We start from the raw sequence: 19,552 nt of genomic DNA on the forward strand, positions 1-19,552 counted from the left end.
ATAGGAGAAGACAATAGGGGGGGCAGGCAAGGCAAGGACAATGGATTGGTGGCCATTACTAAACTTCTAGGACCACTCCAGAGCCCCTTTGCGCCAAGCGTAGACCAGGGCAACCACCAAAATGGCAATGAAGATCAATGCTTCTACAAAGGCTAACAGGCCCAATTGATTAAAGGCAACGGCCCAGGGATAAAGAAACACCGTCTCCACATCAAAGACCACAAACACCAGAGCAAACATGTAGTAGCGGATGTTGAACTGAATCCAAGCTCCGCCAATGGGCTCCATACCGGATTCATAGGTAGTTTGCCGTTCTGGGCCACCATCCCTAGGACGGAGGAGTTTGGATGCGGTCAGGGCCAACACTGGCACCAGGGAGCATATAAAGAGAAAGCCAAGAAAATATTCGTAACCGGTTAAAACAAACACAGGGCCAATGGTCTCCTCACGGCTAATGGTGGTCAGGGGGGGTCCAGCGGTGTTGCACCCCAAGGGATTACACCTGGGTCAAGCTTACCGGACTTGTGGGCGATCGCCTGGGGGCATTCTGCCAATTTTTCTGATTATAGGACTCCAACCAGGACAGACCAAGCCCTGAACTATATGTTTAACCTATGCTTATTAATCGTTTGGGCAATAATCCAATTCTGAAACGATTCACATTTCGGTGCCCGCTCTTTTGTAGAATGGAACCTCGGGCCATTGCCCCCCATGATTTCTTGTCATTCTTTCACCATGACCCCATCCGCCCCAAATTCGACAGTGTTGCCCAGTGCTACCCCCGTCTGTCCCCAGAGTTCGGCCTGTCGTTGGCGTGGATTGATTGAAACCTATCGGCCCTATTTACCGGTATCCGACCAGACTCCAGTGGTCACCCTTTTAGAAGGCAATACTCCCCTGATTCCCGCTCCGGCGATCGCCAAACGCATTGGCAAGGACGTAAGGGTTTTTGTTAAATATGACGGCCTAAACCCCACCGGTAGTTTCAAGGACCGGGGCATGACCATGGCCATTTCCAAAGCCAAGGAAGCAGGGGCCAAAGCGGTAATTTGTGCCAGCACAGGTAATACTTCAGCGGCGGCGGCGGCCTACGCTCGGCGGGCCGGTTTGCGGGCTTTTGTGATCATTCCCGATGGTTATGTCGCTTTGGGAAAATTAGGCCAAGCTTTAATTTACGGTGCGGAAGTGATTGCCATTGATGGTAACTTTGACGATGCGTTGACCACCGTGCGGCAGTTATCGGAACATTACCCCGTAACCTTGGTAAATTCCGTTAATCCCTACCGTTTGGAAGGACAAAAGACCGCCGCGTTTGAAATTGTTGATGTCCTCGGCCAGGCCCCCGATTGGCTCTGTATCCCCGTGGGCAATGCGGGCAATATCACCGCCTACTGGATGGGTTTTTGTCAGTATAAAGAATTGGGCAAAGGCGATCGCCTACCGAGGATGATGGGTTTCCAAGCCGCTGGTTCCGCTCCTTTTATCCAAGGGCAACCCATTAGCCATCCCGAAACCCTAGCCACTGCTATTCGTATTGGCAATCCTGCCAACTGGGATAAGGCCTGGGCCGCTTCTAGGGAAAGTAATGGGGAATTTCACCCCGTCACCGATGCCGAAATTTTGGAAGCCTATCGTATCCTAGCTGCCGAAGAAGGGGTTTTTTGTGAGCCCGCCAGTGCCGCTTCCGTAGCTGGTTTATTGAAGCAAAAAGATCAAGTTCCCGCTGGAGCCACCGTGGTTTGTGTGCTGACCGGCAACGGCTTGAAAGATCCAGATTGTGCTGTGCAAAATAGTGGCAATCAAGTGAAAGCGGGTTTAAAACCAGATTTGGAAATTGTTGCTAAAGCGATGGGTTTTTAGCCTAAATTTCAGCCAATTTATCCATAGTTTAGCTGGGGAGAAATGATTACTATTTACCCTGGTAAATGTATCGCAAAAAGTCCCCTTCCACCCTAACTATTCCTTGACCTGGTAGGGAAGAAGTTTGGGAGCGGTTGGGGGCATTAATCAACCCTACTATCTGTTCAATTTCCTCAAAATTGGGAGATTGGCTTTGACAGGATTGTAGAAATTGGCGAATGATACGCCGTTGTAAGGCCAGGGGTTTTTGACTGAGTAAACGACAGTTTAAACTTTTTTGATCCGTTTGGCTTAGGGTTTGATAAATTTCTCCACTAACTTGCTCTAAATAAGCCACTTCTGCTGTTAACAATTCCACCGTTTGAGCTAAACTTTTTTCCACCTGGGGATTGAAATGTTTCTTTAAGTAGGGAATCAATTCTCCTCGAATGCGGTTGCGGCGATAGGTCAACTTTTCGTTGAGCACGTCTTCCCACACAGACAATTGTTGTTGCTGGCAAAAATCTCCAGTTTCTTGACGACTAATTTCCAAGAGGGGACGGATTAGCCTAATCGGGCTTTTGTCTGAGCCGGACTCTTCCAAATTCCTCACCCAATTCATCGCTTGTAAGCCGTCACTGCCACTGCCCCGCACGAGGTTAAACAATAAAGTTTCTGCCCGGTCGCTCTGGGTATGGCCAGTCATAACCACCGGAAAATTTTCTGCTTTGGCGATCGCCGTGAGGGCGTGGTAACGCCAATGGCGGGCGGCGGCTTCCGTTTGGGGTAAATCTTGGGCATCCCGTTGGAAATAGGGTAGTTTATAACCTTGGGCTAGGCCTTGTACGTGGTCGGCAATGCCTGCATCGGTGGGCCAACGGTGGTCACAGTGGGCTACGGCCAAATGCCACTGCCATTGTTTGGTTAAATCATTAAGTAGATGCAGTAAACAGAGGGAGTCTTGTCCCCCGGATACCGCCACTAAAATTCGAGTTCCTTGCAACTCGGGGAAGCGCCGTTGCAAATTTTGATGGAGCTTACTGTGCAGTAATGTCCAAGCCATTTATATTATTTTTGTCCACTAAATTTTCAATTTTTCCCACGGGAAACATCAAGATTTAATAATCCCATGGCCCAGGCTCTGTTGAATAACGCTTTTATCCGCCGTTGCAGTGACAATTTTTTTAACTTTGTTGGCAACTTGCTCACCCCTAGTTGGGATGGCAGACTTCTGGGAATTAGGCAATTAAATATTCAAACCATTATTGATATTGGCGCTAATAAGGGACAATTTGCCAAAAAAATGCGCCGCTATTTTCCCCAAGCTCAAATTTTTGCCTTTGAACCCTTGCCCCTACCCTATCAACAACTCCAACAATGGGGCGATCGCCAACAAAACCGTGTTCGTACTTTTAACTTGGCCCTTGGCGATCGGGTGGATGAGTTGGAAATTAATAGCCATGTGCTTTTTACCGCTTCTTCATCCCTCTTACCAACGACGAAACTTTGCGAAAGCTTATATCCCATGGTGCGGGAACAGGAAAAAATTATCGTTCACCAGTCAACCCTTGACCGGGAAATGGAACAATTTGTAGGAAAGCTACTGCCGGAATTACTGGTAAAAATCGACGTACAGGGTTACGAAGACCGGGTGATTCGAGGCGGAGAAAAAATACTAAGGCAAGCTAAGGCCTGTATTTTGGAAATTTCCTTAGATGGACTGTATAAGGGGCAATGCCAATTCCGGGATATTTTTCCCCTATTGGACAATCTCGGACTGCGCTATGCTGGCAATCTGGATCAAGTGGTCGCCGCCGATGGCCATGTGCGCTATCTCAATGCTCTCTTCTTGCGTCCCGATTAACAATTTTTGAAACCTTTCTATGCGCGTTGAACCCTGTTGCCAAGCTCTCCTAGCCCAGCTTTTACCGGAAGTTGATCCCCAGCGGCAGGGAGTTTGCATTGATGTGGGGGTGGGCACCTTTGCTTTTTATTGCCAAATTTTTGCTGAGTTGAATTTCACCAGTCTGGCGATCGAGCCGTTACCAGTGAAGGCTTTAAAAAAATTAGCAGAAAGACCTAATTTGACTTTGCTTCCTGTGTGTTTATCGGATCAGAACGGAGAACAAACCCTATATATAGGCAAATTTGCTGGCATTTTCAATAGTAATTTCAGTTCCCTTTCTCCCCAATGGTTTGGAGCTTCTAGTCAAGCTAAAAAAGTAAAAACTCTAACTCTCCAAAGTTTAATTGACCAAGAAAAAATTGACAAAATCACCTGTCTAAAACTAGATATTGAAGGTTGGGAATGGGCTGTAATTAAACAGCTAGAAAATATAGAATCCTATTTACTGCCTGCGGTAGTGATGTTTGAATATGGCGGCGGCGTCAACCGAGGTCAAAACCAAAAGGGTTGGGCCCCAGAATTCTTTGAAAATACATTAAACATTCTTAAATCATTAAAAACTCTTGGCTACGGCTCCGGAATTTTATTGGATTTTGCTCCAGATTGCCAAGAAATAACCTTTGATTTAAGCCAATTGCAAACATCTGAGTTGGATAAACTTTTCCCCCCTCAAAGCGTTTACGGCAACATTATCTTGTTTAGAAATTATCAACCAAAAGCAAACCAGCTATCCCAGATTTGTGAACCCTATTATCGAGTTAACATTCTGGAACGGCTGGTCAACACTTTAGTCTCCCGCTAGGAATTTAACTATGGCTGAGCCTGAACGGGAAATCCTTTCTGCCGCAGGAATTCCGCCGTAGCCGCGTCAGGATTGTAACGGAAGCCAAACTGCGCCTCTGTACTATCATGAATGATCTTGGGGGTCATGAGAATAATAACTTCCGAACGGTCTGTTGTGTCTGTGGACTGCCTAAACAATGCTCCAATCACCGGTAAATCCCCTAGAATTGGAACTTTACTTGTGGTAGAACGTTGAAGTTCCGAAATAATGCCAGATAGAATGAATGTCTGATCATCCCTCAGCCGAACTACACCGGAAGTAAGTTCCCTTTTGTTTATCAGTGTTATTTCGTTGATGGCGCCAGCACCACTATCAAATACTTGTGTTCCAGCAGGAGATGCAACGATTGGATTAACGCGCAAAGTAATAAAGCCATTGTCATCAATTCGATCAACTATGACATTTAGTGTTAATCCAACATCTTCCAGAACCGGCGTAATAGTTCTAACTGCTGTATCTCCCTGGGTATCAACTTGCGTATCAACGCTGGCAATAACAGATTCTGTTAACTTAACTTGAGCAGCCTCGCCTTCTTGAACAATCAAAGTTGGATCGGTGAGAATTTTCGCATTCCCACTACGTATTTGAGCGTCAATTTGTGCCTGAAACTTTTTAGGATATTGATAAAAAGATGGCAAACCAAACTCAGGTTGGGTGATTGTTAACAGACCTTGTTCATCTACCTCCACAATTGGAAATTCAGTAACTCCATTAAACAATGGATTGTTGGAAACGGCTCCAGAACCTGATGTGAAGAAATTTATGGGGATGGTCCCTGGGCCAAGAGGCACTTCAATGTTAGTTATTCTATTAAGATCAAAGAAAATCTCTCCGTCTTGAAAAGGATTAACAATGGCAGGTGGATTAGTGATTCGCCCCAGGTTATTGTTGATATCAATTTCCTGAACTGGAGCCGTGTCACCAAAGCGCATGACCGCAGAACCACTGTCTTGGACAAAGAAACTATCTCCTATGCCAAAGGAAAAACTGCTGTCATAATCTTGAATATTATTAAGATTGATGTCAATAATTTTGACGTTTACTGCCACTTGGCGGCGGCGAGCATCCATTTGAGTAATCATGGAACTAGCCAATTCCACATTACGGGGTTCACCCACCAGGGTTACAGTGTTTAAACGGGGATCAGTGCTAACCACTAGCCCTTCCAGAATTAAAACTGAAGAATCGTTGGCTGGTTTTTGAACAGTTAAGGGAACTAGAGTAGGAGGCTGCTTAATTACCCTTGGCGGCGCATTTTCTGCCAACTGAACATCTTCCTGACCTTCAAATAGGATGTTAACTTCCGCACCCTGAGAAGCCAAAGTACTGGCCACAGACTCAGCACTAGCCTGGTTCAACCGGATAGTGCGGGTAATAATATTTCGAGCCGAAGGCAAAAGATTAGCCCCAGCGAAAATTGTGTTACCCCGACGACTAGCTTTTAGCCCTGAGGCCATCAGAACGTAGTTAAAAACGTCCTGAACACTTTCATTTTGAATGTCCAGAGTAATGGTTGACTGAGCTTGGGGAGGAGCAACCTGACCACCGGGAGGTGTACCTGGGGTAGGAGTGCCTTCATTGTTTTGGTTATCGGTAAAAATTAGATTCATGCCAGCATAACGGGTTAGCACAGCCAAAACTTCCCTTGCTGGGGCCTCCCGTAGTACCAAGCTTGGTACGTTAACCTGACCCCTTTGGCCAAGATCAATCATGTCGAAGGAAGCATTGATGTTGGAAATGGCCAAATCCCCCACTGGTGGCGGCACAGCCCGGGAACGTACCGGAGCCACAGGTACCGCAGGAGATAAAATGCTAGGATTTCCCACCTGAGGGCTGGCACCACGTTGGGGCACACCACCCTGCTGTTGGATGATTATTTCGGGATTGGGAAACATGACCTGCCCACTGCCCGCTGGAGGGGGAGGCATAGGGCGGCTGGGGGGAGCCATTTGAGCAACACTGGTCTGGTTCGGTTCTGGAAAATTTAATGCCAGTGGGTCGGATAAGGCTTCCAACTCCTGCACCAGCAACTCAATATTCGTCAACTTTTGCCCTGGTTTGACAAGGGATTTAGCCTGCATCAACTCCAATGATGGTTTCCAAGAATCAATTTCTTCTTTTTGCTTGAGAGACTGCTCCAAACTCTTTTCAAACTGTAGCCAATCTCGACTTGAGTCACCGGCGATCGCCGTCCGCAAATCTCCATCCAAAGTATTTGACTGGGAAACCGTTTCTGCCTGGGCAGGCGCTAGGGCCAACAAGCAACAGGTCGCTATTTCCGTTGTTAACCAAAACCGAAAATTTTTCACAGAATTGCTCCTCACACACCAATTAAAATCAATTATTGAATAATTATTCAAAAATCGTAAGACCGTTAGCGATAATCTACCAGCAAAATTACCCTTTAGGGGGCCGGGGCCGCTTGTCCTTCCGCTGGAGGTTGTCCCTCAGCCGGTGGTTGACCCTCCTGTCCAGGCGGCGGCGGGGGAGGAGTCAGGGCGGCAATCTCCTCAGGGGTTAATGGCATAAACACCTCCAACGTTAAATCCGTAGTTAGGATATCTGGCGCATCAGTTTGCACTTGTACAGTGTCACCATCCCTAACCACATTGACTGGAAATTCTGGATTAACCAAGCTAGTCCGCAAATTTTTCATCAAAATTAACGGTTGCAGCCGTTCAATATCCCGAATTAATGCCAGGGTTTCACTAAAACCGCCCGTCATGGAAATGGTATAAGTTTGTCGTTTAAGCTGATTTTTTGCGTTTGCCCCCAGACTATCATCGGAGATTACCACCGGATCTCCCTGGGGCAAAAAGCTGACTAACTTCACGTTTCTATTTACGAATAGAGTATTGAAGTTATAGAGGATTGTGTTCAAGTCCTCGCTATTGGCGTAGAGTTCCAACACTGTCGCTTTACGCTGTTGAGCTTCCTGTAACTGCACCTCCGCATTGGCTAGCCGACGCATCAACACTTCCGGGGACTGCTGATCCACTTGAGCTTGTTTAGCTTCTTCGTCCTGTCTTAGTTGTTGATATTCTCCCAAAGCTGGCATGACAAAATTGAGCAGAACATAACCCATGGCCAGCAAGCCAAGAATACCTAAACTAATGCCACTTACCTGGGGGGTGAAGGTTATCCCAAATGCAGTTGGATAATTTCCTCCCGCATCAAATTCCTCATCAATAATTGTTGTCGTTGATGAATACTCTTCGCTGTAGCTGGTCATGGCACTCCTCTAAAAACAAAGTTCGGTGGCTAGGGATCATCAATTATTAGCTGGTGGGGTTTCTGCTCCAGGAGCTCCCTCCGCCGGTGGCTCCAAAATAGGCGCAACCTCCGGTATTCCCGCAGGTCGATCCAAGACGCCCTTCAGTTCCAGAAACTTGAAACGAGCCACTAAACCGGCTGCCCCATTGGCGATCAATGCCGTTATCAATTCCTTATCGGGGGTATTGGTAATTTCCGTTTGGATGGTATAACTCACTCCCGCTGGAATGACAACACCAGAAGCAGCTTGATCTGCACTTGGCTCCTCTGTGCCCCCGGTTTCTGCCGTTGCCCCTTCCCCCGTAATAGGTAGGGCTGCCGCGTTGGCTGTCATCAGCTTAGTTTTATTAGCCTGCAAAAACTTCGAGCTTTGCAAAGTCAGCAGAAAATCATTGAGGGAGCCATAGTTGCCAGCAAAACCGGAAAGAGTGATTACATTTCCTTCCTGCTGGATACTTTGGAGTTGCACTTCCTGGGGCAACTGATTAGTTATCTCCTGAAACAGGGCTGACCAAGGTTTAATTTGATTAAAAACGCCAATTAGCCCATCTGCTTCTTGGTGAGCCGCCGCCGTTTTTGCCTCAACTTCCTGGATTTTTTGCTGTTCCCCCTGTAGCTGGGATAACTCCGTTTCCAATTGTTGGATATTGGTTTGAGCAACACCCTTTTGCCAATTGATTAGCAGTACTCCCAACCCCGCCAAAGCAGGCAAAAGTACCATCACCCCCGCCCCAATATAAAGCGGCATTTGCTTCTGTAGATCGTCCCCCGTTAGGGTGATAGTGGTAGTTTGGGTCGACCGAACAACGTCAGAGTTACGATCCTTGAGAAAATTTACATCTAGGCTATACATGGGATGGTTTCAGTGGAGTATGGCATCGGACAAGGAGAGGAGTGAAGCAATAGGTGTGGGCAAGGTGAACAAACCAAGCCGCTAGGCTTCCCGGATACCTAAACCCAAAACCGTGGCCAAACTGGGTCGCTCTATGTCAGAAAAATTCTGATCCGTGTCGATCGCCAGAGCTTCAAAGGGATCAATTTTGACGGTGGGAATACTCAAACGTTGGGTGAAATACTCATCCAACTGAATCAGGCCACCACCAGGGCCGGCCAAGAGTAACTGCACTAGTTCCAATTCCTCACTCTGGTTGAGGTAGAAGTTAATGGACCGTCGCAACTCGTCGGTTAGTTCCCCCATCACACGCATCAGAGCATTCATCCCAGGATTAACCGCTGTGCCTTGGGTGCTCATGGTGTCAAACTGGGTGACGGGAATGGTCATGCCCTGCAAAATTTCTGGATTGCGGGAAGGGGGCAAATTCATTGCCCGGGAAAGGGCATTTTGCATTTGGTAAGTACCAATGGGCACTGTGCGGGAAAACTGGGGTACTCCATCGACAATGATGGCAATTTCCGTGCTATCGAACTCAATATCAACCAGCACCGCCGCTTCCCGGGAACCAAACTGCCGCAACTGTTCCCGAATGGTTCTAATCAACGCAAAACTATTAATTTCTAGCACGTCCACCTGGAGCCCTGCCTGTTGAAAAGTGTCCAGATAGGAATCGGTTACCTCCCGCCGGGTAGCCACTAACAACACTTGCACTTTCTCAATGCCATCCTCATCTTCAAACAAGCCCAGCTTTTGGTAATCCAAATCCACTTCTTCCCTGGGATAGGGTAGATACAGGGCAGCTTCGTGATTTAGCACCATGTCGCGCAACTCATTTTCGTCCAACTCCGCCGGCACCGGCAGCATACGGATGATCGCTTCCCGCATGGGTACCGCTGTTGCCACCTGCTTGGTGTTAATGCCATTCTCGCTCAGCAGTTCCTGAATAATTTCCGCTAGGGCCGGAGAATCAACGATCTTTCCTTCCTCGAAAATTCCCTCCGGAATGGATGCGTGTCCAAATTTCCTTAGTTTATAACTCTGACCCTGGGAAGTAAGTTGGGCGACGTTAACCCTTTCTGGGGTAATTTCTAGCCCTACCCCGGAGGATTTACGGCCAAATAAGCTGGTAAAACGGCTAAACATGGGGGTTGCGGTAATCGCTGGCGATAATAAGACAAAATTATTAAGGAGTAAGGATGGGAGGGAGAGAATATCTATCAGTCAATGGTAGGGTTCTGGCGCACACTGTCAACAATAAGCAACAAAGTGTTAACTAAGCTTCAACTGAAACCTTACTGTAATCCAGTCGGAGGGCAATCAACAAAGCTTACAGTGCCTGGCCACGGATTTTAGCGGAAAAACCCGAGGCTTTAAACTGCTCCAACTGCAAAGGTAGAGGTTGCTGGGCGGGTACACTGATGCGCACCTCAAAATCGCTTTTTCCAGGAGGAATTTCGGCAATGTTACCCAAGCGAGTCCGGTTTTGCATGGCTGGTTCGTGGTTAGCATCGTAAATGCGTCCAAAAACATCGGCATCATACACTGTTTTCCCCGTCCGATTGTTGGCAATGCCGGTTACCAAAAAACAGTTAGCCGGGCTGCTCGAACCACTGCCCACATTGCCTTCCGCTAAGTCTGCTGGACAGGGTTTATAGTCAATTTCTGTCAGGGGCACCTCCGTTAGAGCCCAGGCGGGCATGGCGATCGCCAGGGACAGACAGGTTACCGCCAGAAAAAGAAGGAAAGACCGCAGAGCAGTTAAAAACATAGATTCAAAGGGAAACGAGCGTTAGGGCCTTAAAAACCTGGGGCAGTGGGGGGCAGAGTGGGATTGCCAAAACGGGTGTAACGAGACCAATCTTCCAACAGGGATTGGTTGAAAGGATCAGGTAAATCCCTGGTATGGATGACGGTCCCCCTGGTTTGTTGCTCCAAAGCATCTTGGTAAACGGCTTCCACCACAGCGGCATCTTCGGCAATCATGTTGTCAAAGTAGGAACCGGGCCAACTACGCCAACCAAAAATTTTGTTAGCTTGGCCAGAAATACTGGTGAGGTCGTAAAAACGCCCCGTGGCATTGTAGGAAGCTCGGGTGAAAACATTCTCCAGAGTATCTCCAGCGGCGACGGAAGTTTCTTTCTCTTCCATAAACTGCCCCAATTGTTGCCGAGAGGCTAACATCCTGGCCTCCAACTGGGTGAGGCAGGCACTCAAACCTGCGGCAAATTCGTTCCGGGTTAAAGCCCGATCGCCCCGGAAAGTGCGGTCAGGATAACCGACAATGCAGCCGTAGTTATCCACTAAATTTCGTAATGCTTCGTAGGCCCAGTTGTTGGGGGAAACATCCCGGAACTGGTTAATGCTGGTGACTTGCCCCAATAGCTCTGTATAGGCTTGGTAACTCCGGTCATAGTTAGCTTGGGCTGTTTCCTTATCTGGGGCCGGGGCAGGCATACCAGGGACAAGACTGACGGGGTCGGCGATCGCCGGAGGAGTCATCCCCCCTAGTAGCAATCCCCCCAGGGCCGCTAACAAACAAGATTTCATCGATCGGTTAATCATTACAGAACACTCCTCAACCAAAATGACCAACGGACTGGAAAATAAGCCGCAAAAGTTAATAAAATTTAATATGTCGTCAGCGTAACCGGAGGTGTGGGCGATCGCCTGCCAATCAACACCAATTTAGACGGCGATACCTAATAAATGTAACCCAATTTCCCCCAGCCGTAACCTTTATCCACAATTTCCCCCGATTATTAACCCCTGGAACATTTCCACTGCATAAAGGGCCAATTTTGTTTGAAGAATTATCAACGGCTCACCAGAGTACGGAAGAAAAATTTGGGCAGGGCCAACATCCGCCGCCAGCGCCAAGGTTCTTGGTATAGCCGATAAAACCACTCCAGGTTGTAGCGACAGAAAAATTCCGGTGCCCTCTGTTTCGTGCCGGACCACACGTCAAAACTGCCCCCCACCCCAATCCAAATGCCCTGGGGACAAAGATGACGATGGTCCCGAATCCAATACTCCTGCCGGGGAACTCCTAAACCGACCAAAATTAGACAGGGTCGTTCCCGGGCCAGAGTTTGTTGCCAAGCGTCCTGCTCCGATTCGGTTAAAAAACCATGGTTAGCCAAAATTTTTAATCCTGGATATTCCCGCTGCCAACGCTGGGCTGCTAGTTCAGTGATACCCGGTGCTCCTCCATAAAAGGCAATGGGCTGATTATCCTTACCTTCGCCAATGTGACGCACCATGGCCTCCGCTAGTTCAATGCCAGGGCAACGGCTTTGCTCGATGCCTTCCAATTTTAGATAAATGGTTACCCCTGCTCCATCGGGAATGACCAATTCTGCCCCTTGGATCACTTCTTGCACCGCTGGTTCCTTCTCGGCCAGCATCACCATTTCCGAGTTGAGGGTGACCACGTGGACTCCCTGACCCCTTTGCAGACAATTTTCTAGCCAATGACCATAGTTATCAGAAAGGTGCACCTTCACCCCAAAAACCGAGGCTGTTGGCAAGCTTGGCTCAGCAAAGTTGGTGACCATAGGGAAAATAAATTGAAGTGAAGAAGTGCCTTAATCATTTCCCTCCGCATTGTCCAGAGGGATGGGACTCAGTCTAGTATTCTCCCAGAATTGCCGGAGTTTAAGTGACAAGGATACGAGGGAAGAATCGCCAATTTCTCAAGGAAACTTTGATCAGCACCTTTAACCACCCATCATCCCATCGTCTCAGACAGCGTTTAAGGCTGAATATCAAACAAATGATTGTTGGGCAAATTACTGATGGAGCGTTGTAGTTGGTTCAATGATTGGTTATAGCCAATAATCGCCTGTAGGAACCTTCCCCGGGCGTTGGCTAAGTCCCGCTGGGCGTTAATAACGTCCGTTTGGGTGCCTACCCCAGCCTGGAACCGTAGTCGAGCTAAACGGAGGGCTTCTTCAAAACGAATGACGTTGGTGCGGGTACTGCCAATATTTTCCTTGTTGGAAATTAGGGTGTAGTAGGATTCCTCTACTTCCAAACGAATTTGGTTTCTTTGCTCAGAAAAAGCAGTTTTAGCAATGTCCATCTGGCGATCAGCCCGGCGAGCTTCGGCAAAGGCCCGGCCCCCGTCAAAAAAGTTCCACCGTACTCGAGCGGCAAAGGCATAACCATCCACTAACCCGGCACTGCTATCAAAATTATTTTGGTAGGTGTAATTGGCCAGAAAATCCACCCTGGGTTTAATGGCTGCCAGGGCAATGTAGCGGTCCTGTTCGCTCACTTCAATTTGCACCAATTGTTGCTCCAGTTCAGCCCGGTTTTTATAGGCTTGAACAATGCTTTCATCCAGGGGTAAGCTCCAATCCCCGGCTTCCACAATTTCATCGGCGGCGGTTAATTCCACCCGTTGCCCCACGCTCAACAATTGGGCCAGACGGCGGCGGGCATTGCGTTGATCGGCGATCGACCTGGTTAAAGCTTCGTTGGCGGTGGCCAAATCTCCTTCCGCCCGTAACACGTCAAAGCGGGTGCCCAACCCGGCCTGTTCTAACAAACGGGCATCCCGCAAACTCTGGGAAGCATCTTCCACGGAGGCTTGGGCGATCGCCACCTGGGCATCGGCCCCCTGGAGAGCATAGTAACGATCTGTGGCTTCAAAGCGGGTTTGTTCTGCCACCACTTCCACCTGGAGGCGACTGTTTTGCACCAACTGCTCGGCTTTGGCAATTTGGGCGCTCCTTTCCCCCCCGGCATAAATACTATAGGTCAGGTTGATGTTACCCACTGCATTGGTGCTAGTTTCCGAACGCAGTTCTGGGTTGACGGTAGTGGTTTGATTCTGGTTGGCAATGAGGGCATTGGTGGCTTCGGCCGCCGCACTACTATCCCGACTAAAGGTAAAATCCGTGTCCAGGCTAGGGAAAAGGGCCGCCCTTGCCGCCATTAAACCAGCTTCCTGTTGCTCTAGGGATAGCTTGGCCTGCTGGAGTTGTTCATTATTTCTCAGGGCCAGATCAATGGCTTCGTCCAAAGTAATAGCTTGCCGAACTGTGGTGTCCACCTCGTCGGGCTTGGTGGGAAACATGAGGGGGTTACCGGAGGGATTTAAGCGCTCGTTGGGCGCTGTGTCCGGTAATTGGGGAAGAGGAAACCCACTGTCATCAGCATTATTTCCTGTTTCTGCCGATGGTGCATTGTCCGGAGGAGAAACACTTTGGGCCACGGCGATCGCCCCCTGGCCGCCACTGAAGCCGGGCAAAAAGACACCGACGCTGGTGCTGAGTAGCAACAACAGAGTGGAAGAAGACCAAAATTTGAGCGGATGGATTGATTTCATTGGGAATGTGACCAGACAACTCAGCCGTAATCGCAAAAAGGGGAAACGCTGTTCGCTAAATAACTTACCGCATTGCCCTAAGAATTGTAACCAATGTTATTCCAGACTGTAGGCCACGGCCCCCGATCGCCGGGGATCTCCAACCCCTTCCATGGTCCCCGCAGTGGTGGTGGCAACCCCATGAACTCCCCCAAAAAACATATTTTGTTCCGTCCAAAGGGTACCCTGGGTGCCGTCGTCAAATCGCAACTGGGCCAGAATATCAGCTACAGAGGTTGGCTCCAAATCTAATTTATGGGCCTCCCAATGAATACGTTCCCGCCCCACCGCTTCGGCTAAGGGTAATTGGTAATCTAGGTGATGACAGACCACCTGCAAAATGGCACTACGAATGCGATTTGATCCCCCTGACCCCAAAACTAGCCGGGGTTGTTCCTGGTCTAAAAGTATAGTGGGGGCCATCATCGATGATAGGCGTTGCCCCGGTGGCCATTGGTAAAAGCCCTGGGGATTGAGGTCTTCTTCCCCCAACATGTTGTTCAGCATAATGCCCGTGCCGGGAATAAAATGCCCAGACCCCTCCCCATTGGAACTGGTTAAGCTGGCGGCATTGCCCTCTCCGTCTAAAACACTGATGTGGGTGGTGCTACCCAATTTATTGATAAATTTTGATTGTCCTAGTTCCGAGGCCAGGCGATCGCCGCCGAGAAATTTTGCTTCAATGTCCCCACAGTGGAGATTGCCATCTAAATATTGCCGACGGGCTTGGTTACTCAGGGCCATCACTTGGCTAAAAAGCTGAATTTGTGCCGCACTGCCCAGGGGATATTGGCTCAAATCGTATTTTTCTAGCAACTGCAAAGCAAAAGCAATGAGAATGCCTCCGGCACTGGGGGGAGGATTGGTTAACAGTTGCCGTTGGCGATATTGGGCCCGCAGGGGTAGACGAATTTCCACCTGATAGTCGGCCCAGTCCTTGGCGGTCAGAGCACTGGCTTCCCCCAAAGATTCCAGCACCCACTCGGTTAACTCTCCCCGGTAAAACCAATCCGGGCCATGGCGAGCCAATTGTTCCAGCACGTCCGCAAACTGGGGCAGATAGGCCTTTTCCCCTTGGCGGAGAATTTTTCCTTGGGGAGCGTAAAACTTTCTGCCTTCCTCTTGTTGGGTCAGAATTGGCTCCAGCAGACCATTGGTAAAGTCATTGAAACGGTTGAGGGTAAATCCCTGGCGGGCATATGCCACCGCTGGTTCAATCAATACTTTGAAAGGTAGCTGCCCCAGTTTCCTATGGGCCGCAAATAATCCCGCCACCATCCCCGGCACGGCGATCGCCCCTTTACCAATGTGAAAAGTTTGCCAAGCTCCACCAAAATTGAGGGCAACGGGGTAGAAGTCCACTGCTTTTTCCCCTGGGTTAACTTGGGGTGTTTGGCAGAAAAAATCGAACAGGTAACTCTTCTTCGCCGCCGTCTGGGCCAGCAGAAAACCCCCTCCCCCCAGGGAAGTTAAACTCGATTCCACTACGCAGGCCGCCAACACCGAGGCGATCGCCGCATCGAAGGCATTGCCCCCTTCTTCGAGCATACATTTGCCCGCTTCTGCCGTTTGGGCATGGCCCGCCGCCACAACCCCAGTGGTTTTACCCGCCATAGAAAGTTTCGATAACAATTGAAAATTAAACCGCCGGAGCAGTTTTTGTTCCTAGGGGAATCACTTCTGCTTCATTGCTTTCCCTGGCCACCCGCACCAAAAGCCCTGCTAAGACTAGACTTGATAAACAGGAACTACCACCATAGCTGAAAAATGGCAGAGGTAAACCGGTGGTGGGCAGAGCGCCACTGGCCACACCAATGTTGAGCAGAGATTGACCCACTAGAAATATCACTACTCCCAAACCAATTAATCGTTTGACCCGATGGCGACAACGCATGGCCACCCGCAGCCCCATGGTGGTAAATAGGCCGAGGAACGCTAAAAAGGTAATGCAGCCCACTAGCCCAAATTCTTCCGCAAAGACAGCAAAAATAAAATCCGTGGTTTGGATGGGCAAATAGAATAATTTTTGCTGGGACATGCCAAATCCCCTCCCGAGAACTCCCCCAGAGGCGATCGCGTATAAACTTTGCACCAACTGGTAACCATCGCCCCTCGGGTCGGCAAAGGGGTCGAGGAAAGAGGTGACCCGAGCCCGTTGATAGTCCCGGATGGAAATACTTGTCACTGCAGTGGTTATCCCCAGCAGAGCAGTGGAAATGAGATAAATCCAGGGAAGACCGGACGCTAGGGCAATTAACCATAACCCCATGCCGCACAGGGCAGTGGTGCTCAAGTTGGGCTGGAGCAAAATACTACCTAGGGTTAGGGCAAAAATGCCCAACCAAATGAGGCGCGATCGCCAAGGGAAACGATGCCAATTGCCGAACAAATTAGCCGCCTGCAGCACTAAACAGGGCTTCATAAATTCTGACGGCTGGATCAAGATTGGTCCCAAACTAATCCAACGACGGGCCCCATTTACTTCCACTCCCAAACCGCTTTTGGTCAAAAAAATCAGCAGTAAAACCACAATCAAAAACCAGGGCACTAGCTTGAGGCAGACCTGGAGGGGCAAACGCACCAGAAAATTAAAAATATTTAGCCCCAGCCAAAGATAGGCAATTTGTTTGAGGATAATGCTCAGGCCTGTGCCGCTGGTATCCAGACTTTCCGCATAGGAAGCGGAAAATAGCACCACCACGCCCATTGCCATCCAGGCGAAGAACAAAGTCCGCATCAAACGGGCTTCCCCCGACCACCGCAGTACCTCAGGGTCATAAAAGGGGAAAATGATTCGGAGCAAATTGGCGGCGGTGATCATGGAGCTAGCGATTTTCGTAAAATTGTAACCGTCCCACGCCCAAATCTAGACCAACAGAGGCTGGCCCGGAGGGAAAGGCTTGTACTCGAAACTGATAGACCCCTGCCACTTCTGGGTTTTGCTCCGCTAGCAGAGCAATAGTGACGGTGTTACCAGGAGCAATGGGGGGATTGAACTGCACCACAATGGTTTGGGAATCGCCGCTGGTGGAAACCGCAGAACTGGCCAAGTCGTTACCCCGTTGGGAAGGCAGGCCCAAAAATACTTCTGTTTGACTTAAATCCAGACTAATAGGAGAGGGATTGGGTTGTTGGTGCAGCACTACCTTGCCTAGGGGCTCAATTTCTCCCGCAGGCAGACTAACACTAAAAAAATATCTGCTGTTGGGGATATTAATGCCGTTAAAGTCCGCATCCACATCGGCCAAACTGGGGGGAGTGCCGGTAAAAAAGGTGGCATTGGCGGGAAAAGGGTCTGTTTGGGCTTGGACGGCGATCGCCTGGGGAAAAACTAAACTAACCCCCACCAGGGTGCCCAATAGCAAGTTAAAATTCTTCGACATAGCTGATAAATCCCGGCTTCTATGAAAGATAAACGGATTGGCGATCGGTCTAGTTCCCAACCCAAGTTATTATACGGGGCGACCCATTGACAGCGACACCAACATTCCCTTTGGTCAGGATAGTTTAACGTGACTCATATTCTTGGCATTTCTGCTTACTACCACGACAGTGCGGCGGCCCTGGTCAAAGATGGCGTTATTGTGGCGGCAGTGCAGGAAGAAAGATTTACCCGCAAAAAACACGACGCTTCTTTTCCCACCCAAGGCATTAATTATTGTCTTGGGGAAGCAGGTATTAGTTTAAAAGAAGTGGATTATATTGTTTTCTACGAAAAGCCCTTAGTGACCTTTGAACGGTTACTGGAAACCTATCTGGCTTTTGCCCCCAGGGGATTGCGGTCTTTCATTGCCGCCATGTCCGCTTGGTTGCAGGAAAAACTTTACCTCAAAACTGTCTTAAAAAAAGCCCTAGCAGAATTGGGCGACTGTAAGACCAAAGATTTGCCTCCTTTGTTATTTAACGAACATCACCAATCCCACGCCGCTTCAGCTTTTTTCCCCAGTCCTTTTGATGAGGCGGCAGTGCTCTGTATGGATGGGGTGGGGGAATGGGCCACCACTTCCCTTTGGTCTGGCCAAGGTAATCAGTTAACGCCCCATTGGGAAATTCATTTTCCCCATTCCTTGGGTCTGCTCTACTCCGCTTTTACCTACTACACGGGTTTTAAGGTTAATTCTGGCGAATATAAACTGATGGGTTTGGCCCCCTACGGAGAACCGAAATATGTGGATTTAATTTTAGATAATCTGTTGGATTTGAAGGCTGACGGCACGTTTCGCCTCAACATGGCTTACTTTAACTATGCCACTGGTCTCACCATGACCAATAAAAAGTTTGCCGATCTGTTTGGTGCGCCCCGGCGATCGCCGGAAAGTCCGTTAACCCAAAGGGAAATGGACATTGCCGCTTCCATTCAAGTGGTAACGGAAAAAGTCGTGCTCCGCTTGGGCAATACGGTGTACGAAGAATTGGGGCTGGAAAATCTTTGTTTGGCCGGGGGGGTAGCCCTCAACTGTGTGGCCAATGGTCGCTTACTACGGGAAGGCAAATTTAAAAATATTTGGATTCAACCGGCCGCTGGAGATGCGGGAGGGGCGATCGGAGCGGCCCTATCAGTATGGCACCAGTATTTACAGAATGAAAGAATGGTGCGAAAACCCGATGCCATGGCCGGTTCCTACCTAGGCCCTAGGTTTACCAACGAAGAAATTGAAACTTATCTGAAAGGTCCCGCTGTACAAGCAGTTTACGACTATTACTCCGATGAAGATTTATTTGGCAAAGTGGCCCATATCCTCGCCGGAGGCAATGTGGTGGGTTGGTTCCAAGGAAGGATGGAATTTGGACCCCGGGCCCTGGGTGGACGTTCCATCATAGGAGATCCCCGCAACACCACCATGCAATCGGTGATGAATTTGAAAATCAAATACCGGGAGTCCTTTCGCCCCTTTGCCCCGTCCGTGTTGGCCGAAAAAGTGGGTGATTATTTTGAGCTAGACCAACCCAGCCCCTATATGCTTATTGTGGCCGATGTAAGGGAAGAATTGCGTTTGCCATTGACTCCTGAACAAGAGCAACTATTTGGCATTGAAAAATTAAACATTCCCCGGTCCCAACTACCTGCCATCACCCATGTGGACAATTCTGCTCGAATTCAAACCGTTCATCCGGAAACCAATCCCCGCTACTATCAACTACTGCGTCAATTTGAAGCCCTGACAGACTGTGGAGTACTGGTTAATACTTCCTTCAACGTGCGCGGGGAACCCATTGTCTGCACCCCAGAAGATGCCTACCGTTGCTTTATGCGGACGGAAATGGATTACTTGGTGTTGGAAAATTTTGTTTTAGCTAAAACCGCCCAACCCCAAAGGGAGCAGGATCAAAAATGGCAGGAAGAATTTGAGCTAGATTAAACATTCTCATCCTGTTTATTCCAAAAAAACAGCCGCAACTGCAAAAAGTTAAACGGCTGGATAA

General features: G+C 49.0%; 17 protein-coding genes. 4 read left to right on the plus strand and 13 right to left on the minus strand.

All coding sequences use genetic code 11. From position 1 onward, the window contains the following. Positions 1 to 66: 66 nt before the first annotated feature. Entirely contained in the window at positions 67 to 429 is a 363-nt protein-coding gene (ndhC, locus tag H6G46_RS11655) for a photosynthetic/respiratory NAD(P)H-quinone oxidoreductase subunit C (protein WP_010872905.1), read from the minus strand. 282 nt (positions 430 to 711) lie between these two features. Here ndhC and thrC point away from each other — a divergent pair, with 282 nt between their 5' ends. Next, a complete protein-coding gene (thrC, locus tag H6G46_RS11660; RefSeq protein ID WP_010872904.1) occupies positions 712 to 1,860 on the plus strand; it encodes a threonine synthase in 1,149 nt (382 codons plus the stop codon). A gap of 49 nt (positions 1,861 to 1,909) precedes the next feature. On the opposite strand, the gene tilS is transcribed toward thrC, so the two are convergent. Next, the gene (tilS, locus tag H6G46_RS11665; RefSeq protein WP_010872903.1) at positions 1,910 to 2,902 is read right to left on the minus strand and encodes a tRNA lysidine(34) synthetase TilS; all 993 of its coding nucleotides are present in this window, start codon (positions 2,900 to 2,902) and stop codon (positions 1,910 to 1,912) included. 66 nt (positions 2,903 to 2,968) lie between these two features. Here tilS and H6G46_RS11670 point away from each other — a divergent pair, with 66 nt between their 5' ends. Both H6G46_RS11670 and H6G46_RS11675 read left to right on the plus strand, forming a co-directional pair. Continuing rightward, a complete protein-coding gene (locus H6G46_RS11670) occupies positions 2,969 to 3,703 on the plus strand; it encodes an FkbM family methyltransferase (RefSeq protein WP_010872902.1) in 735 nt (244 codons plus the stop codon). Positions 3,704 to 3,722: 19 nt separating this feature from the next. Next, a complete protein-coding gene (locus tag H6G46_RS11675; RefSeq protein ID WP_010872901.1) occupies positions 3,723 to 4,547 on the plus strand; it encodes an FkbM family methyltransferase in 825 nt (274 codons plus the stop codon). Between the two features lie 8 nt (positions 4,548 to 4,555). Here H6G46_RS11675 and H6G46_RS11680 read toward each other — a convergent pair whose 3' ends face one another. The 11 genes from H6G46_RS11680 to H6G46_RS11730 form a co-directional block, all read right to left on the minus strand. Next, positions 4,556 to 6,898, minus strand: coding sequence for a type IV pilus secretin PilQ (locus H6G46_RS11680; protein WP_020862340.1), 2,343 nt, complete (start codon positions 6,896 to 6,898; stop codon positions 4,556 to 4,558). A gap of 95 nt (positions 6,899 to 6,993) precedes the next feature. Next, positions 6,994 to 7,821, minus strand: coding sequence for a pilus assembly protein (locus H6G46_RS11685; RefSeq protein WP_010872899.1), 828 nt, complete (start codon positions 7,819 to 7,821; stop codon positions 6,994 to 6,996). A gap of 39 nt (positions 7,822 to 7,860) precedes the next feature. Then, positions 7,861 to 8,715 carry a PilN domain-containing protein gene (locus tag H6G46_RS11690; RefSeq protein ID WP_010872898.1) on the minus strand — a complete coding sequence of 285 codons (855 nt, stop codon included), beginning with the start codon at positions 8,713 to 8,715 and terminating at the stop codon, positions 7,861 to 7,863. 81 nt (positions 8,716 to 8,796) lie between these two features. After that, complete coding sequence (locus H6G46_RS11695) at positions 8,797 to 9,900, minus strand: type IV pilus biogenesis protein PilM (protein ID WP_010872897.1); 1,104 nt, start codon at positions 9,898 to 9,900, stop codon at positions 8,797 to 8,799. A gap of 184 nt (positions 9,901 to 10,084) precedes the next feature. Then, positions 10,085 to 10,525, minus strand: coding sequence for a hypothetical protein (locus tag H6G46_RS11700; RefSeq protein ID WP_010872896.1), 441 nt, complete (start codon positions 10,523 to 10,525; stop codon positions 10,085 to 10,087). A 29-nt stretch (positions 10,526 to 10,554) separates the two neighbouring features. After that, the gene (locus H6G46_RS11705; protein WP_010872895.1) at positions 10,555 to 11,319 is read right to left on the minus strand and encodes an iron uptake porin; all 765 of its coding nucleotides are present in this window, start codon (positions 11,317 to 11,319) and stop codon (positions 10,555 to 10,557) included. A gap of 251 nt (positions 11,320 to 11,570) precedes the next feature. Then, positions 11,571 to 12,311, minus strand: a complete 741-nt coding sequence (locus H6G46_RS11710; protein WP_010872894.1) for a WecB/TagA/CpsF family glycosyltransferase — start codon at positions 12,309 to 12,311, stop codon at positions 11,571 to 11,573. A gap of 197 nt (positions 12,312 to 12,508) precedes the next feature. Next, entirely contained in the window at positions 12,509 to 14,089 is a 1,581-nt protein-coding gene (locus tag H6G46_RS11715; protein ID WP_010872893.1) for a TolC family protein, read from the minus strand. Positions 14,090 to 14,185: 96 nt separating this feature from the next. Beyond that, the gene (gene ggt / locus H6G46_RS11720) at positions 14,186 to 15,742 is read right to left on the minus strand and encodes a gamma-glutamyltransferase (RefSeq protein ID WP_010872892.1); all 1,557 of its coding nucleotides are present in this window, start codon (positions 15,740 to 15,742) and stop codon (positions 14,186 to 14,188) included. Positions 15,743 to 15,767: 25 nt separating this feature from the next. Further along, positions 15,768 to 16,949: an FtsW/RodA/SpoVE family cell cycle protein gene (locus H6G46_RS11725; RefSeq protein ID WP_010872891.1), complete on the minus strand. Its 1,182-nt coding sequence runs from the start codon at positions 16,947 to 16,949 to the stop codon at positions 15,768 to 15,770. A 4-nt stretch (positions 16,950 to 16,953) separates the two neighbouring features. After that, positions 16,954 to 17,511 carry a DUF2808 domain-containing protein gene (locus H6G46_RS11730; protein WP_010872890.1) on the minus strand — a complete coding sequence of 186 codons (558 nt, stop codon included), beginning with the start codon at positions 17,509 to 17,511 and terminating at the stop codon, positions 16,954 to 16,956. A gap of 129 nt (positions 17,512 to 17,640) precedes the next feature. Here H6G46_RS11730 and H6G46_RS11735 point away from each other — a divergent pair, with 129 nt between their 5' ends. Further along, positions 17,641 to 19,488 (plus strand): carbamoyltransferase, encoded by a 1,848-nt coding sequence (locus tag H6G46_RS11735; RefSeq protein WP_010872889.1) that lies wholly within the window; start codon positions 17,641 to 17,643, stop codon positions 19,486 to 19,488. Positions 19,489 to 19,552: the final 64 nt, after the last annotated feature.

This window comes from Synechocystis sp. FACHB-908 (genome assembly GCF_014698595.1).
In the GTDB taxonomy this organism is placed as follows: Bacteria; Cyanobacteriota; Cyanobacteriia; order Cyanobacteriales; family Microcystaceae; genus Synechocystis.

What these genes read in the sequence shown, in the direction of transcription:
- H6G46_RS11725 (WP_010872891.1), bottom strand. Translation starts at nt 16,949, where the DNA reads ATGATCACCGCCGCCAATTTGCTCCGAATCATTTTCCCCTTTTATGAC.
- thrC (WP_010872904.1), top strand. Translation starts at nt 712, where the DNA reads ATGATTTCTTGTCATTCTTTCACCATGACCCCATCCGCCCCAAATTCG.
- H6G46_RS11705 (WP_010872895.1), bottom strand. Translation starts at nt 11,319, where the DNA reads ATGATTAACCGATCGATGAAATCTTGTTTGTTAGCGGCCCTGGGGGGA.
- H6G46_RS11695 (WP_010872897.1), bottom strand. Translation starts at nt 9,900, where the DNA reads ATGTTTAGCCGTTTTACCAGCTTATTTGGCCGTAAATCCTCCGGGGTA.
- H6G46_RS11730 (WP_010872890.1), bottom strand. Translation starts at nt 17,511, where the DNA reads ATGTCGAAGAATTTTAACTTGCTATTGGGCACCCTGGTGGGGGTTAGT.
- H6G46_RS11715 (WP_010872893.1), bottom strand. Translation starts at nt 14,089, where the DNA reads ATGAAATCAATCCATCCGCTCAAATTTTGGTCTTCTTCCACTCTGTTG.
- H6G46_RS11690 (WP_010872898.1), bottom strand. Translation starts at nt 8,715, where the DNA reads ATGTATAGCCTAGATGTAAATTTTCTCAAGGATCGTAACTCTGACGTT.
- H6G46_RS11670 (WP_010872902.1), top strand. Translation starts at nt 2,969, where the DNA reads ATGGCCCAGGCTCTGTTGAATAACGCTTTTATCCGCCGTTGCAGTGAC.
- ggt (WP_010872892.1), bottom strand. Translation starts at nt 15,742, where the DNA reads ATGGCGGGTAAAACCACTGGGGTTGTGGCGGCGGGCCATGCCCAAACG.
- H6G46_RS11710 (WP_010872894.1), bottom strand. Translation starts at nt 12,311, where the DNA reads ATGGTCACCAACTTTGCTGAGCCAAGCTTGCCAACAGCCTCGGTTTTT.
- tilS (WP_010872903.1), bottom strand. Translation starts at nt 2,902, where the DNA reads ATGGCTTGGACATTACTGCACAGTAAGCTCCATCAAAATTTGCAACGG.
- H6G46_RS11685 (WP_010872899.1), bottom strand. Translation starts at nt 7,821, where the DNA reads ATGACCAGCTACAGCGAAGAGTATTCATCAACGACAACAATTATTGAT.
- H6G46_RS11700 (WP_010872896.1), bottom strand. Translation starts at nt 10,525, where the DNA reads ATGTTTTTAACTGCTCTGCGGTCTTTCCTTCTTTTTCTGGCGGTAACC.
- H6G46_RS11675 (WP_010872901.1), top strand. Translation starts at nt 3,723, where the DNA reads ATGCGCGTTGAACCCTGTTGCCAAGCTCTCCTAGCCCAGCTTTTACCG.